Raw genomic sequence first — 15,122 nt, forward strand, 5'->3', positions numbered from 1 at the left:
TCAGCCGCTGTTGAGGGCTCTAATGAGCTGCTTCATGGAATCCTCGGAGGTCTCCATCAGCGAGGCCGCCTCCTCGAAGGAGCGCTGCACCATGATGAGCTGGGTCATCTCCTGCAGCGAATCGACGTTGGACAATTCGACATGCGCCTGGACGATGCCGACGTCGGGATTGTCGACGATCGGCTCGGGTTCGCCGCCGACGACGATGCCGGAATTGCCGAAGCGCTGGAAGTCGGGACCGGGCTCGAAGGCGAACAGGCCGAGCGCCGCGACCTGGCGGCCGTTCTGCCGGATGAAGCCGTCATCGCCAAGTTCCGGAACGCCACCGGCCGGATCGAGCGTGATCGGCGCGCCGCCCGGATCGAGCACCGGATAGCCCGACAGGGTGACCAGATCGCCATTGTCGATCATGGTGAAGCGGCCGTCGCGCGTGACCACGGTTCCCGCCGGGGTCTGGATGCCGAACCAGGCATTGCCGCGCACGGCGAAGTCCAGCGGATTGCCGGTCTGCTCGAGGCCGCCGGATGCCGGATCGAGATATTCGACACCGTCGGATGCGAAGGACACGTCCTCGCCGGACACTTCCTGAACGACCTCCTCGAAACGCACGAAGCCAGCCTTGAAGCCGACTGTCTGGGCGTTGGCGATGTTCTCGGCGATGGTCGTCAGCCGCGCCTCGCGCGTCATCTGCGCGGAAAGACTGACATAAAGCCCCGTTTCCATGATCCGTGCCTATCGTTTCATCTGTGCGATTTGCAGCATCAGATCCTGGCTGATGCCGAGTTGCGGGCCGGTATTGAAGAGCTGCGCGATCTGCGAGACCGCCTGCGACTCGGTGCTGTGGTCCACGTCCCAAAGCGCGGTGAAACGCTCCAGCAATTTGTCCAGCTTGTCCGGATCGGCCAGCGTTTCGAGATCGATCCGGTCCGAGATGAGCTCCACCTGCTTGTCGATATCGACGGTGGCGAAGGACTCCGGCAATCCAAGCGTTGTGCGCACAACCTGCGACAGCGCGGGGTCCGCCAGGATCTGGTAGAAATTCTCGATCGTGTCGGCCTTGCGCTCGAAGTAAAGCGCCAGTCGCACGCCCTGGTTCTCGTCGCCCGCCTGCTCCTCCAGCGTCTGGCGCAGATATTTGTCCACCACGCCCTGCTGGGTCTTGGTGAAGGATGTCGTCGCCTCTCCGAAGGATTTGAAATTGAAGGTCTTGGCGAACTCGGCGTAGCGTTTGTCGGACAACGTATTGGCGAAGGCGCGGTCATCGTCGATACCCTCCTCCAGGACCTTTTCCATGAACGCCTTGGCGTAGGTCATGTCGCTCAGGCCGTGCGCCTTCATGGCAAAGCTGAACAGCCGATAGTCCGAGGTCAGGTCCTCGATCGTGTCCACATTGCCGATGTTCTCAAGGTAATACTCGACGTCGCGCGACACTACCGGCTGTTCCGAGACGCGCTTGATCGTCGTGGCGATATCTTCGGAAGCGAGCTTGTAGGAAACCAGCGTGCTGATCATCGAATTGGTCCCGGTGGCCTTTGCCTTTGAATAGCCCGGGCATCTTGCGCGAGCCTGTCGCGACGCCTGCCAGCCCCGTGCAAGGTTTGGCCACTAGCTTGCCGGCAGGACAAGAGCGGAGATGGCCTGTGGGCGTTATTATCGGAATGGTCGTTACGCTGGGATGCGTACTCGGCGGGTTCATGGCCATGGGCGGCCATATCGAAGTCCTCATGCAGCCGTTCGAGTTCGTCATCATCGGCGGCGCCGCAATCGGAATCTTCATCATCGCCAACCCCATGTCCACGGTGAAGGACAGCGGCAAGGCCGTGATGGAAGCGGTCAAGAACAAGGTGCCGTCGCGCGAGGAGTATCTCGAACTGCTCGGCCTGCTCCACCAGCTGCTGCGTGAGCTTAAGACCAAGCCGCGCAACGAGGTCGAAAGCCATATCGACAATTCCGAAGAATCACCCATCTTCCAGGAGTATCCGCTGGTCCTCGCCAACAAGGACCTGACCAGCTTCATCTGCGACTACTGCCGGCTGATCATCGTCGGCAACGCGCGCCCGCACGAGGTCGAGGCGCTGATGGAAGAGGAAATCGGCACGATCCGCCACGACAAGCTGAAATCGGCGCATGGCCTGCAGGGCATGGCTGACGGGCTGCCGGCCCTCGGCATCGTCGCCGCCGTTCTCGGCGTGGTGAAGGCGATGGGCGCGATCGACCAGAGCCCGGAAGTTCTCGGTGGGCTGATCGGCGCGGCGCTGGTCGGCACCTTCGTCGGCATCTTTCTCGCCTATGCCGTGGTCCAGCCGATCGCGACCAAGATCGGCATCATCCGCGAAAAGAACATCCGGCTCTATTTCGTCGCCAAGCAGACGCTGATCGCCTACATGAACGGCTCGCTGCCGCAGGTCGCGCTGGAATTCGGCCGCAAGACGATTTCCAACCACGATCGCCCGTCGCTCGATGACGTCGAGAACGAGGCGATGGGCGCCGGCGAAAAAGCCGCGTGACAATGAGCGTCTCCTCTTCCCCGAAGGACTACGACCGCGAGGTCTTCGACCGAATACTCGGCCGGAAGGGGGATGCCGCGCGTCTCGAACCCGCCTGCAAGGCGATCAAGAAGTTCCTGGCGCAACGCCTGCAAGCCATTCTTCAGAAAAACGGGCTCGACGTCGCGGCAGAGTTCTCGGAATCCCACAATTCCAGCGCGACGGCGCTTTTCGCACGCTACAAGAGCGGCGCGGCCTGTGTCGTTCTGTCCGCCAAGCCGCCATCGGCGGCCGCCTATGTGATCTGCGACTATCCCGCTTCGGGCATCCTGTCGGAAATCATGCTCGGCGGCGACCCGGAGTTCGCGGCGCTGTCGTCCAACCGCAAGCCGACGGCGACGGAATGCGATCTCATGCGCCAGTTCGCCGATCTCGTCGGGCAGGCACTCCAGACCAGCTTGTCGACGAAGGACCTGCCCGCCGGCGTGCGCGTCGCCTTCGATGCCGACGATTTGCGCGACGGCGGCAATGGCGGTTCGGTTGTTGCCTTCGACCTGACGCTTCAATTCGGGGACGCAAGACCCGTCATCTCCGTCGCCATCACCCATGCCTACATGCTGCAGATGGCGCGCGAAGAACCGGAGACCATCCGCAAGCCCGCGGCGCGCGGCCATGCTTCGACCAATCGCAGCGCCCTGACGATCAAGGTTCCGGCTTCCGGCTCCGTGACGATGCCGCCGATGACGCTTGGCGAGCTGGCAATGCTGCGACCCGGCGACGTGCTGCCGCTCTCGGAATCCGGCGACGCGACCGTTCGCCTGAGGGTGAAGGGTCAACCGCTTTACGAGTGCAGCCTCGGGCGCAAGGGCGCCAATTACGCACTGTGCCTGCAACGCCCGCATCGGGCGATGTCCGAGGCGCTCAATGGCATCGGAATTCCGCTGCCCGACGACGATTCAGAGGAGACTTACGATGAGTGAGCCTGAACTTTCCCCGCTCGAAGAGCTCGGGCTGACAGACGACCTCACGGCGGAAGGCGATCCGCTGAACGAGGCGATCGCCGAATTGCAAGGCGTGATGGACAAGGATCACGCATTGGGACCGCTCGAGGATATCGGACTGGACGATCCGTTCGAAACGCCGGCCGCACCGGCGGAGGAACCGCCTGCCAACCATGACAGCAACCTGCAGAAGCTGGTCATGTCTATCCCGGTGCAGCTGGACGTGGTGATCGGCTCCGCCGAGATGCCGGTGTCGGACCTGATCGGCATGGAGGCCGGTTCCGTCGTGATGCTCAACCGGAAGATCGGAGAAGCGGTGGATATCTGCGTGAACGGAACGAAAGTCGCCACCGGCGAGATACAGTCGATGGAAGACGATCCGTCGCGCCTCGGCGTGCGAATCGTCGCACTCGAGAAGTCCTGACACTGAGGGCCTGTGGGCGGTTGCGACCGCCAGGTGCATGAGATGGCGAAACGATACACCCTGACAAAACCGCAAAGAGCTGCAGCCGTGCTCGTGGCCATGGGGAAAACGCGTGCCTCGCAGCTTCTCAAGTTCTTCAAGAGCGAGGAGCTGCGCGTCATGATCGACGCGGCCCATACGCTCAAGAACATCCCGCAGCCCGACCTGGAAGAACTGGTCAAGGAGTTCGAAACCGAGTTTACCGTCGGTGTCGGATTGATGGATTCGGCGGAATCCATGGAGATGATCCTCAATGAGGGGCTAAGCGACGAAGAGCGCTATGCCCTGACCGGCATGTCGACGGAGACGGTTGACCAGGAACCGGAACAGACGGTCTGGGAATTGCTGCCGAAGGTCGACATCGACGAACTGAACGCTTTCTTCGCCGGCGAATCGCCGCAACTCTGCGCCGTCGTCCTGTCGCGGCTGAATTCGCGGACATCGGCATCGATCATCGAAAAGCTCGATCCGGAACTGCGCAAGGCGACGGTGGCGCGCCTCCTTTCCTCCAAGCCAGTGCCGCAGTCGGTGATCGAGGTGGTCGAGAAGCGTCTCGACGAGGCATTCAATCTCAGCGACCAGTCCGCGTCGAGCGGTGGCGAAGGCGCATCGCGGCTCGCAGATATTCTCAACGAGATGAAGAAAGACGTTTCCGACGACCTGCTTGCACAGCTTGCGCCGGTGATCGGCGACCGGAAGGTCGAGGGCGTCAAATCGAAGATTTTCCGTTTCGAGGATATCTCCAGCATTTCCAAGGAAGCGCGTACGCTTCTCTGCGACGGCCTGTCGACCGACGTGCTGACGCTGGCGCTGCGCGAGGCAGACGGCGACCTGAAGGAGGTCATCCTCTCCTCGATCAGCCAACGCACCCGCCGAATGATCGAATCCGAACTCAGCGCCGGCAAGGCGAAGGTTTCGGACATCGAACAGGCACGCAAGTCGATCGCGGCACTGGCGCTGCGTATGGCCGCCGAAGGCCGTATCGAACTGCAAGCCGCCGCCTGACGGTCACATAAGAGAGCATCATGGCCGACGATCAGGACAAGGAAAGCAAAACCGAGGAGGCAACGGAGAAGAAGATCCGCGACGCTCTGGACAAGGGTCAGACACCCTTTTCCCGGGAAACGCCGATCCTGTTCTCGCTGCTCGCCATCCTGTTTGTCGCCACCTTCTTCATGCCGGGACGGATTTCGGCGACGGCGCAGCAACTTGCCGCCATGATGGACCAGTCCTTCGAATACCATCTGTACGGAAGCGGAGACGTCTACTGGCTGATCCAGCGCGTGGTCCTGATCGCATCGGCCGTAACCCTGCCCCTGTTCGCGGCACTCATACTTGCCGGGGTCGCCGGTTCGGCGGCGCAGAACACGCCGCGTTTCGTCGGCGACCGGATCAAGCCGCAGCTCTCGCGGATCTCGCTGATCAAGGGTTGGGAACGGATCTTCAGTGCGAAGGGTTTCGCCGAGTTCCTCAAATCCGTGGCCAAGCTGCTGTTCGCCAGCGTCCTCGTCGCGCTGATCTTGCATGACCTCGTGCCGCGCATGCTGGAAGGCATGGGCAGCGAGGTCGGCGCCTTCCTGTCGACCGTCAACGGGCTGATGCTGAAGATGTTCGGCGCGATCATTTTCGCGATGGTTCTGATCGCGACGGCCGACTGGTTCTGGACCCGCTTCCAGTGGCGCGCCGACCTCAAGATGACCCGGCAAGAGGTCAAGGACGAGCTGAAACAGTCGCAGGGCGACCCGATCATCAAGGCGCGGCTCCGGTCGGTCGCCTATGACCGGGCGAGAAAGCGCATGATGAACGCGGTGCCCACCGCCTCATTGGTCATCGCCAACCCGACCCATCTGGCGATCGCGCTGCGCTACGAACCCGGCAAGGACGCCGCCCCGGTCGTCGTCGCCAAGGGACAGGACCTGATCGCGCTCAAGATCAGGGCCATCGCCGAGGAAAACGGCGTTCCCGTCTTCCAGAATGTCGAGCTTGCACGCGCCATGTACAAGCACATCTCGCTCGACCAGATCATTCCACCCGAGTTCTTCAAGGCCGTCGCGGAGCTGATTTCGGTTCTTCGCCGGCGAGCACGGAAAAGCTGATTACGATGCTGGCACAAGATATCTGTCTTGAACTTGAACCCCATGTCGCCGAGGCGTTCGCGAACCTCGCGGCCGAATTGCGGCTCGTCGATATCAGCGATTACATCGCCTATCTGCGCATGGAACAATATGGCTGCGTCGCCGACATCGTGCGCGATGCCGCAGACCTTTATTTCACGCCAGGCTACGTCGAATTCGCGATGGATGGCGAGACCTCGGCCGAATGGGGCGTCGCGCCGGAAGTCACCCTCATGCTGGTGATCAACAGCGCCCGCGCCAAGGCGCATGTCGCGCTGAAATTGTGCGAGAACCACGCCGAGGTCAAAATGGGTTATGTCAGCTTCGCCTCGGAATTCGAGGCCCGCCATGACAGGGCCTGGATGCTGCTGAACGACATCGCCGTCAACAGGACGGGGCCAAGGGGCAGGCTGTCGCGACCTTGGCAGTATAATGGCTTTTCGGGTTATCCGACCGCCTGAACGTTCACGAATTTTCGGAGCGGACGGGCATGCGGTCATGTGCGCGCAGTTCGTGACGCGACATCAAAAGCGTTCCGCTCCAGTCGCCGCGCGATTTCCCGGCCTCGTTGGACGGGACGATGAAACCGTGAACGAACGCGCCCTTCGGAAACGCCAGCCGGGCCGTGAAGTGAAACGGATGTCCCTTACCGGACAGCATTTCGAGCAGTTCGAGCAACTCCCGGCGGCAAGCGGGATCATAGGCCTGGATAAAGCGGCGTATCCCGACATGCTCTTCCTGCGGAGCGAAGCCGTGGAATTCGCGTGCGACCGGTCCGACCGAAATCATCGCGCTGTCCAGGTCGAACGAAAACCAGTCCACCCGCACATGCGGCGAAAGTCGCTTCAGTTCGGTCTCGGTATCGATGGCAGTGTTCGTGTCGCCCGTGTTCATTGGAACGATCGCACCGCCGAATAACATGTGTGTCATCGGTCAGTCCTGTACTTGAAATCCGCTGCATCGGTTTTTTGCTGGGCGCCGGCACATCATGCAGGCGGGCGCGACCGGAAGTCGGAATACTATTGCCGCGCACTAATCCCGAAACGGGAATGTCCTGCAATCTTTATCCTTTGTTAACCTGAATACCGCGCATTTTAGGCGAATGCCCGCTAGCGGCAGATTTCCCGCGCAGGCTGGAACCATGCGATTTCTGCTCCGTTGTGTCCGAATGAAATTCAGGACAGCACGGAGTGCGCCATGACCAGCAACAATCGAAAATCAGACAATGACCGGCTCAACCGGGCGGACATCGCCAATGAAGAAATGGGCCGCAACAGCCTGCAGGGGAACGACCAGGAAAACGTGCGCAATCAGCGCCATGCGGTTCCCGACGTAAAGACCGAACCGGACTGGATCATGGAAAGCTTCAAGAAGCTCGACAAGGAAAGGCGTGCCCGTGAAGACCTTGGAAAAGGCAATCGGAGCTCGCAGGAAGGCTGAAACCGGCCACGACGTACGAACGGGAAGTCAAGCAAGGAAAGCCCTATGACCAGCACGGTAACGATCCGGGCGATCACGCCCGTCGCCCACAATGTATTTTCATACGACCTCGACAGGCCCGAGGGCTATTCCTTCGAGCCCGGACAGGCGACCGAGGTGGCCATCGACAAGGATGGCTGGCGCGACGAAAAACGTCCCTTCACCTTCACCTCGCTTCCCGGTGACGAGCGCCTTCAATTCACCATCAAGTCCTACCCGGACCATGACGGCGTGACGGACCAATTGCAGAAACTGCTGGTCGGCGACCGGCTGATCATCGACGAGCCTTGGGGCACGATCTCATACAAGGGGCCCGGCGTGTTCATCGCGGGCGGTGCCGGCCTGACGCCGTTCCTCGCGATCCTGCGCGAACGCAACAATTCCGAGGGGCACCTCGCCGACCACACACTGCTGTTTGCCAATCGCCGGGAGCGCGACATCATCCTGCGCGACGAGCTGGAAACCATACCGGGCCTGACGGTACGGTATATTCTCAGCGAGGAGGACAAGAGCGGTCTCGATCACGGGATGATCGACCGGGCCTATCTGGAAAGCGTGATCGACGATTTCGACCAGACTTTCTATCTGTGCGGGCCGGACCCGATGGTGAAGGACCTCAAAGCCGTACTGAATGACCTCGGCGCCGACCCCGAAGGACTGGTCTTCGAGAAATAGGTCGAATGAGGCCCGGACGGCTCAATTCATGACGGCCTGACCGCGACCGTCGCACATCACCGGCGCGAATTTGCGCTCCGGCATGTTGAGCAGGGTTTCCAACTCGCGATTGCCGTCCACGAGGTCCGCGAGGCAAATATCGTCGAGCGAGTTGTAAAAGGCCTCCACCGCCTTCTTCAGCGCCGGCCGCAGCCAGCAACTGCCGATCAGCGGACAATTATTTTCCTTCTTGTCGAAACATTCGGCGAAAGGCAGATCGGACTCGAAGACGCGAAACACGGACCCGACACGTATCTCCTCGGCAGGCCGGGCCAGATACATGCCGCCATTGCGGCCGCGCATGGCCCGGATATAGCCCAGATGAGCGAGTTGACGGATCACCTGGCCAAGATGGTTCTTGGAGGCGTTGCACTTCTCCGCGATTTCGGCCTTCGTGATACTGTAGCCGGGATTGACGGCACAGGTCATCAGCACGCGCATCGCGAGATTTGTTCTAATGGTTAGGCGCATGACTTCGTCGCGTCCAGCCGCATTGTTCCATCGTTTCAGTCTGGATCGTACACCGCCCGATACAAACGCTACTTGATCGAGATCATACGATCCTGTCCTCCCGACAAGCGGTAGCCGCTTTAAATAGCGGGGAACCGGCGGTTTTTCCAGTCTATTGCCGCAAATGGCGCCTTTTGTAAGCCACGAGGGCCATGGCAATGCGCAGGATCAGCCGTGTGAAATCTCCCGGAATGAGGCCGGCGTCATGTTACAGGCACGCAGGAAATCACGCTGAAAATGTGCCTGATCAGCATAGCCGCAGCAATAGCCGATCTCGGCAAGCGGCGTCTCGGTCCGACGCAGCATCCGGCCGGCCTGTCCGTAGCGGATTTCGCGTACTACGCTGGAAAAGCTGCGATTTTCGGCGGCAAGCGCCCTTTGCAGCGAACGGCTGGACAAACCCAGTGCCCTCGCTGCCTCGCCGACATGCCAATTGCGGCCTGGATCGCGAGCCAGAAGGCCCCAAAGACGCTTATGGGGAGAACCGTCCGCATCACCAATCGGCGCTTCGGATGCGTCGGTTTCGATCGCTTCGAAGCCTTCCCAACGGATGTGAAACAGCGATGTTTTCGCGTCATCGAGCGATCCAGTTTCGAAGTTGAGGGCCGATTCGGCCTTTCTTCCGCCGATCTCCACCATGATGGCGCGGGCCCCGATCAGGGACAGGAGACCGGCGATCACGCCGCAGATCAGGACGTTTTCACTTGCAGTCGGCATGCCGCTTTGCGCGCTGCGCCGGCAATCGAAGCCTTTCTCCCCGACCTCGATCACGGTCCGGTTGGCGGAGTGGTGATAGCTCTCGAAGCGCATCCATTTCTGCGCGAGAACCGCCGGATCAGGCGATGCGACGAGCGCGGCAATGGTGGGATCTCGTGCATGATCGGCAAGAGATCGCCCGACCCGCAGCAACGGCGCCGCGCCGCCCTTGCGATAGGCATGATCGATGATGGAGCGCTTGGCGGCGGGATCGACCAGCGCATCGCGCATCGGGTCGACCGACAGAGCGTCCGGCGGCAGCAGGCTTCCGTCCTCGCGGGACAGCGCCGTGACGACGAGGGCGACCAGCTTCGCGCTGGCGAAATTACCGGGCATTCGCCGCGCAGCCATCGGCCTATTGCCGTCCGATGATGCGCGCCAGCAGGGCGGGCGCGATCCGGTTCAGGGCGAGCCCCATGCGTCCAATGCCCGGCGCTATCCTTTCCCGGCGATCGACAAGGCCTTGAAGCATCGCTGCGGCCATGTCCTCGGGCGACAGTTTCCTGCTGCCGCGCCCCGTCGTCATCGCGGTATCGACCAGCGGCGGCATCACCTCGACGACACGCAGGCCATGCGGCTGCACCTGCCGTCGGAGGGCTTCGGTGAAACGCTGAAATCCCGCTTTCGATGCCGAGTAAACCGGTGCCGATGTCTTGGCCTGAAGAGCGACGAGCGAGGTGACGTTGACGATCGTGCCGCCCGGCCGCGCCATGACGGGCATCAGCTGCGCCGTCAGACATATCGGCGCGACGAGGTTGACCGCGATTTCGGTTTCCATCGCATCGCACAGTGCACCGGGATCGTCACCGGTCAAGTCCAGCGACCGCTGGATGCCTGCATTGTTGACGAGGATATCGATCGGCCTTCCGAGCGCGCGAATCGAATCAGCCAGAGCCGCACGTTGCACGCCGGATGCGATATCGCAGGCGATGCAGGTCACATTCCTGTTCGATTCTTCGCGATCTCCATCGGCCGGCACGCTGCGGGCGACGGCCACGACACGCGCGCCCTCGGCGATGAAGGCCTCCACGAGGGCGCGGCCTATGCCCCGGCTAGCCCCGGTGACCAGGACCGTTTTTCCCTTGAATTCCGGCATGTCTCGTCTCCTGTAGGCGATCGGCTTCTTCGTTCCGGCCGGAGATAGGACGGTCAGCGTCAAAAGTATTGAACAATCGCGCCAAAATCCGGGGCCGTCATGCCCGCCATCGCGACTTGACGGGGGCGCTGTTCAATCAGAAACTTCCGCAAAAAGGGACACTCAGGCCATGTTCGCGAGGACAGGGCGTTTCGGAATTGCCGAAACGCGAAGTGGTCTCGTACCCTCTCAATGACGGGAATATTCGATGCGTCCAGACCGCTTTTCAGCAATCCTTTTCACCATGATTTTCTGCGCGCTTTCCGCGTGCATCACCCCGGCAGGCGCCGCCGGCGCGGATACGCCTGAATTGCGCCAGGCGATCCAGCAAAACCTCAACGACAAAGGCTTCCCGGTCGGAACGCCGGACGGGATTTTCGGGCCGAAGACGGAAGCCGCGATCCGGGCCTACCAGGAGTCGATCGGCCAGCCGGCAACCGGTACGCTGACTGACGGGCAAATCGACGTGTTGCTCGGACGCGCGGCAGCGAAGGCAGAACCGAAGGCGTCGGAACCGCAGCCAGAGGTTACCGCGGGCACTGTCTTCCGCGATTGCGAGCAATGTCCGGAAATGGTCGAAATCCCGCCAGGCACCTTCGCCATGGGCGCGACCGATGCGGAGCAGGAACATCCCTTTATCGGCTTCGTCCCGGAGGAGCAGCCACGCCATTCGGTGACGATCGAATATCCCTTCGCGATCGGGCGCTACGAAGTCACGGTCGCCGAGTTCGACGCCTATGTCCGCGAAACGGGCGCATCCGTCGGCGGCACATGCGGCGTGCGCCTGATCGAAAGCGGACCGCAGGAAGGCAAGTTCGAAGGCACCCGACATCCTGAGTCCAGCAAGGAAATCTACGGGCCTTATTTCGTCTACATCACCGATGGCTCATACGCCGAGCCGGGCTTGCCCGTGACGCAGCGCCAGCCGGCAGTGTGCGTTTCGCGCAAGGAGGTCACGGCCTATATCGAGTGGCTACGCGAGAAGACCGGGCGCGCATACCGGCTGCCGACCGAGGCGGAATGGGAATATGCGATGCGCGCAGGTACCAACACCGTGGCCTTCTGGGGCGATGACCTCGACCATGCCTGCGGCTACGCCAATTTCGCCGACAAGGCATCGGGCTACCAGGCCGGGGCGGCCGCGCCGTGCGCGGAGGCCGTGCAGCCGGAATGGACGGCTGAGGTCGGCAGTTACCGGCCCAATCCATGGGGGCTCTACGATATGGCCGGCAACGCTCAGGAGATGCTGGAGGATTGCTGGAGCCCAGGCTACGAGGACGCTCCGACTGACGGCTCGCCAGTGCGCCGGAACCGCTGCCAGCTCTTCATTGCGCGCGGCGGCGACTACGAACACCTGCATGTCTCCATGCGTGCGTCACAACGGCTGACCTTCGGCTACGATCCGCAGGTCGACATGGTGCAGGGCCCGGACGAGGCGCTCGACATCCGCAGCAACGTCGTCGGTTTCCGGCTTGCCCTGTCGCTCGGCAGCCGTGCCTGGGACAGGCAGTAGCGGGGGAATATCCCCGCTACATGAGGGACGGAACGAATGTCGCCAGCGACGGGATGCAGTAGACCGCGAGCGCGACGATCAGGATCATGATCCAGTAGGGTGCGAGCCCGACGAAAACTTCCGTCAGCCTGAGATCCCTGTCCGGTATCGCGGACAGGACCACGAATGCGCCGATCCCGAAGGGAGGCGTAAGCACGCCGGCCTCGATCACGAGGATGCCGACCAGCGCGAAGACGATCGGGTCGATGCCGGTCGCCTGCGCGACGGGCCAGAAGAGCGGCACCGTCAGCAGCATGATCGAGATGCTGTCGACGAAACAGCCAAGCAGCAGCCAGATGGCGCACATCACCAGGATGATGCCCGCCGGTCCGAGTTGCATCGCGTCGAAGAAGGTGCCGACAAGCTGCGGGATTCCGGCAAGGGCCAGCAGTTTCGAATACATGGCCGCGCCGAGAAGCAGCAGCAGGATCGGCGTCACCACCATTCCTGCCTCGCGGGCCGCGTCCCAGATTTCCCGGACGCTCATCTTCTTGACGAATCCGAGCACCACGGCGCCCATCAGGCCGACCGCGCTGCCCTCCGTCGGCGTGAAGAAACCGCCCCAGATGCCGCCAAGCGTCAGGACCACGATCGCGGTCACGCCAAGGATGCCGACGGGATCCGGCCGCTCGAGATCGGGGTTACCGCCTGCCTCCGCGTCGCCCGTGATGACGTCGGGCGTGACGAGCGCACGGATCACGCAGTAGAAGCCGAAAAGCGACGCCAGCAATATGCCAGGCAGGAGACCGCCCGCGAAGAGCCGTCCGATCGACTGTTCGGTCAGGATCGCCCAGACGATCATGAAGACGGAGGGCGGTATCAGAAGGCCCAATACGGACGACCCGGCGATGCACCCGGCCGCGAAATCCCGGCGGTAGCCGTGCTTTTTCATCGGCGGATAGGCAATCTGGCTGAACGTCGCCGCAGCCGCCACGCCGACGCCGGTGACGGCAGCAAAAAACGCGTTGCCGGCGACAGTCGCGACGGCGAGGCGCGCCGGCACCATGCGTAAGGTTCCATTGGCGGCGGCAAACAGGTCATGCGCCGCCCCGGATCGCGCGATGATCAGCCCCATGACCGCAAAGAGCGGAATCACCATGAGATTGTAGTCGCGAAGACCCTCGAAAGCCGTCTGTTCGAGGATGCCGAGCGTGATGCTCCAGTCGCCGAACAGCATGAAAAGGCCGGCCGTCGAGCCGATAACGAAGGCAAGCGCGATATGGACGCCGAGCAGGGCGAGACCGAAGATCAGGCCGAGCGCGACGATTGCGGAAAGTTCGATCATTGAGGTAGCTCCCGGCGACGGTCGAACGCCTTGACGAGAAAGGCGATGCCGAGCACGACCCACAACACGGCCACGCTGATGCGGATCGGCCACGCCGTGACCCGAAACGCATCGGTGCCGAAGAATTCATGGTTCTCGATCGACTGCCTGATCGGCTCGATCGAGATATAGGCGAGGCCGATGAAGAGACCGGCTCCGACGATATTCGCGGCCACCATGGCGGCCTGCTGCAGTTTCAAGGGCAGCTTGTCGAGGAGCAAGGTGATTTGCAGCAACCGGCCCTGCAGGAGGGCTTTTCCCGCCTGAAGGAATGTCACGAGCACGAGGGCAATCGCAACGAGGTCGGCGGTGCCCGCGAACGGAGAGCCGAACACCATTCTCAGGACGACGTCGACGACGATGAGCGCGCCGGCGACGAATACGAGGATCGCTCCGAGATCCGCGAAGAGGCTGCAGATCCACTCGACAGGTCTGTTCATGATTTCGCACTCTGGCTGGAGGCGGGAAGGACGGGCCTTCCCGCCGTCACGCGATGATCAGAATTGGTAGTTCGTCGGGAAGGTATATCCTTCCTCGCCGAGAATGCGAATGTAGGTCTTGAGCACATCCACGGTGGGGTAGTCACGATCCTTCAGGCCATCGACCGAGTTCGCCGGAAGACCCGCGACCGACCGCGCCCATTTCTCGCGCTCCTCGGGAGCGAGGTCGCGAACGATGATGCCTTCGCTCTCAAGCTTTTCGGCGACTGCCTTGTCACGTTCCGCGCTCTTCTCGGAGATGATGAGGGCCGCTTCCCCGGCAACCTCATCGATGATGGCGACGACGTCTTCGGGCAGCTTGGCGCGGGTCTTCTCATTCATGAAAGCGACGAAGGTCGCGAGCGATCCGAAACCGGTCCGTGTGAAGGTCGAGGACACTTCCTTGAGACGGAACGCCTCCATGCCGGAGATGAAGAACAGGCTTCCCTCGGCGAGGCCCGTCTGCATCGCCTGGTAGTGCTCGCCGATACCCAGATTGACCGGTACCGCGCCAATCGGCAGGAAGAGCGGTGCATTGGTGCCGGCCATCGCGATGCGGCGACCTTTCAGCTCGTCGATCGTGGTCCAGTCGAAATTCGTCGCAAGACCGTAGGCCTCGGTGACCATCATCGACAGGATATGGGCGCCGTAGGGCTCCATGCTTTCCTGCAAAGCGGGCACTTCATTGAGCATCCGCGTCGCGACACGACCCTGAAGAACCGGATCCGCGGTGGTGAACGGCACCATTGCGGAATAGTTCAGAAGCGCAGCACGCGATTGCTCGAAACCGATCGGGGAGAGGCCGATGTCGAGCGTCCCCTTCTGGACGGCCTCGATGGCGCCATCGACCTTGGCGACGCTGCCGCCCCAGGCCGTGATGAAGCGGATCGTGTGACCGGTTTCCTCTTTAACCCGTTTCGTGACTTCCTCTTGGAAGAAGCCGTCATAGGTCGCGACATAGGTCAGTGCCGTCGTGTGACCGCCGCCCATGCGCAACAGGAACGTGTCTGCATGGGCCGCGCCGACCGCCAGCGCACAGACGCAACCGCCGAGAATAGCGGATAGAGTGGATTTGAAGTTCATTGTGTTCCTCCCTGAACCCTGAACGC

At 61.9% G+C, this 15,122-nt stretch carries 18 protein-coding genes; 9 read left to right on the plus strand and 9 right to left on the minus strand.

The window, feature by feature from the left end; genetic code table 11:
* Together flgF and LC343_RS20070 are read right to left on the minus strand one after the other, a co-directional pair.
* Positions 1–723 (minus strand): flagellar basal-body rod protein FlgF, encoded by a 723-nt coding sequence (gene flgF, locus LC343_RS20065; protein WP_223478960.1) that lies wholly within the window; start codon positions 721–723, stop codon positions 1–3.
* 9 nt (positions 724–732) lie between these two features.
* Positions 733–1,512 carry a DUF1217 domain-containing protein gene (locus LC343_RS20070; RefSeq protein WP_223478961.1) on the minus strand — a complete coding sequence of 260 codons (780 nt, stop codon included), beginning with the start codon at positions 1,510–1,512 and terminating at the stop codon, positions 733–735.
* Between the two features lie 128 nt (positions 1,513–1,640).
* On the opposite strand from LC343_RS20070, the gene motA reads away from it, so the two are divergent.
* Genes motA through LC343_RS20100 form a run of 6 tightly spaced genes read left to right on the plus strand, consistent with a single transcriptional unit; the run spans position 1,641 to position 6,525 of the window.
* Positions 1,641–2,507: a flagellar motor stator protein MotA gene (gene motA, locus LC343_RS20075; protein WP_223478962.1), complete on the plus strand. Its 867-nt coding sequence runs from the start codon at positions 1,641–1,643 to the stop codon at positions 2,505–2,507.
* Positions 2,508–2,509: 2 nt separating this feature from the next.
* On the plus strand, positions 2,510–3,466 hold the full coding sequence (locus LC343_RS20080) for a FliM/FliN family flagellar motor switch protein (protein ID WP_223478963.1): 957 nt from the start codon (positions 2,510–2,512) through the stop codon (positions 3,464–3,466).
* Entirely contained in the window at positions 3,459–3,911 is a 453-nt protein-coding gene (locus tag LC343_RS20085) for a FliM/FliN family flagellar motor switch protein (RefSeq protein WP_223478964.1), read from the plus strand. Before LC343_RS20080 ends, LC343_RS20085 begins: the two co-directional genes overlap by 8 nt.
* A 42-nt stretch (positions 3,912–3,953) precedes the next feature.
* The gene (locus LC343_RS20090; protein ID WP_223478965.1) at positions 3,954–4,955 is read left to right on the plus strand and encodes a FliG C-terminal domain-containing protein; all 1,002 of its coding nucleotides are present in this window, start codon (positions 3,954–3,956) and stop codon (positions 4,953–4,955) included.
* A 20-nt stretch (positions 4,956–4,975) separates the two neighbouring features.
* Positions 4,976–6,046, plus strand: coding sequence for a flagellar biosynthesis protein FlhB (gene flhB, locus LC343_RS20095; RefSeq protein WP_223478966.1), 1,071 nt, complete (start codon positions 4,976–4,978; stop codon positions 6,044–6,046).
* 5 nt (positions 6,047–6,051) lie between these two features.
* Positions 6,052–6,525: a hypothetical protein gene (locus LC343_RS20100; RefSeq protein ID WP_223478967.1), complete on the plus strand. Its 474-nt coding sequence runs from the start codon at positions 6,052–6,054 to the stop codon at positions 6,523–6,525.
* A gap of 4 nt (positions 6,526–6,529) precedes the next feature.
* On the opposite strand, the gene LC343_RS20105 is transcribed toward LC343_RS20100, so the two are convergent.
* Positions 6,530–6,994, minus strand: coding sequence for a hypothetical protein (locus tag LC343_RS20105; protein WP_223478968.1), 465 nt, complete (start codon positions 6,992–6,994; stop codon positions 6,530–6,532).
* Positions 6,995–7,261: 267 nt separating this feature from the next.
* On the opposite strand from LC343_RS20105, the gene LC343_RS20110 reads away from it, so the two are divergent.
* Positions 7,262–7,504: a hypothetical protein gene (locus tag LC343_RS20110; RefSeq protein ID WP_223478969.1), complete on the plus strand. Its 243-nt coding sequence runs from the start codon at positions 7,262–7,264 to the stop codon at positions 7,502–7,504.
* 45 nt (positions 7,505–7,549) lie between these two features.
* Positions 7,550–8,218 carry a ferredoxin reductase domain-containing protein gene (locus LC343_RS20115; RefSeq protein ID WP_223478970.1) on the plus strand — a complete coding sequence of 223 codons (669 nt, stop codon included), beginning with the start codon at positions 7,550–7,552 and terminating at the stop codon, positions 8,216–8,218.
* 21 nt (positions 8,219–8,239) lie between these two features.
* On the opposite strand, the gene LC343_RS20120 is transcribed toward LC343_RS20115, so the two are convergent.
* The 3 genes from LC343_RS20120 to LC343_RS20130 all read right to left on the minus strand — a co-directional run bounded on the left by LC343_RS20120 (position 8,240) and on the right by LC343_RS20130 (position 10,619).
* Entirely contained in the window at positions 8,240–8,728 is a 489-nt protein-coding gene (locus LC343_RS20120) for an RrF2 family transcriptional regulator (protein ID WP_223478971.1), read from the minus strand.
* Between the two features lie 207 nt (positions 8,729–8,935).
* Complete coding sequence (locus LC343_RS20125) at positions 8,936–9,874, minus strand: helix-turn-helix transcriptional regulator (protein ID WP_223478972.1); 939 nt, start codon at positions 9,872–9,874, stop codon at positions 8,936–8,938.
* A gap of 4 nt (positions 9,875–9,878) precedes the next feature.
* A complete protein-coding gene (locus LC343_RS20130) occupies positions 9,879–10,619 on the minus strand; it encodes an SDR family NAD(P)-dependent oxidoreductase (protein WP_223478973.1) in 741 nt (246 codons plus the stop codon).
* A gap of 247 nt (positions 10,620–10,866) precedes the next feature.
* Here LC343_RS20130 and LC343_RS20135 point away from each other — a divergent pair, with 247 nt between their 5' ends.
* Complete coding sequence (locus LC343_RS20135) at positions 10,867–12,171, plus strand: SUMF1/EgtB/PvdO family nonheme iron enzyme (RefSeq protein ID WP_223478974.1); 1,305 nt, start codon at positions 10,867–10,869, stop codon at positions 12,169–12,171.
* 16 nt (positions 12,172–12,187) lie between these two features.
* On the opposite strand, the gene LC343_RS20140 is transcribed toward LC343_RS20135, so the two are convergent.
* From LC343_RS20140 to dctP, 3 genes are read right to left on the minus strand one after another with little or no spacing between them, the layout of a single operon-like run.
* Positions 12,188–13,495: a TRAP transporter large permease gene (locus tag LC343_RS20140; RefSeq protein ID WP_223478975.1), complete on the minus strand. Its 1,308-nt coding sequence runs from the start codon at positions 13,493–13,495 to the stop codon at positions 12,188–12,190.
* Positions 13,492–13,974: a TRAP transporter small permease gene (locus tag LC343_RS20145; protein WP_223478976.1), complete on the minus strand. Its 483-nt coding sequence runs from the start codon at positions 13,972–13,974 to the stop codon at positions 13,492–13,494. The genes LC343_RS20140 and LC343_RS20145 overlap by 4 nt, the downstream gene beginning before the upstream one ends.
* 57 nt (positions 13,975–14,031) lie before the next feature.
* On the minus strand, positions 14,032–15,096 hold the full coding sequence (dctP, locus tag LC343_RS20150; protein WP_223478977.1) for a TRAP transporter substrate-binding protein DctP: 1,065 nt from the start codon (positions 15,094–15,096) through the stop codon (positions 14,032–14,034).
* Between the last annotated feature and the right edge of the window lie 26 nt (positions 15,097–15,122).

The sequence above is a fragment of the Oricola indica genome (genome assembly GCF_019966595.1).
In the GTDB taxonomy this organism is placed as follows: Bacteria; Pseudomonadota; Alphaproteobacteria; order Rhizobiales; family Rhizobiaceae; genus Oricola; species Oricola indica.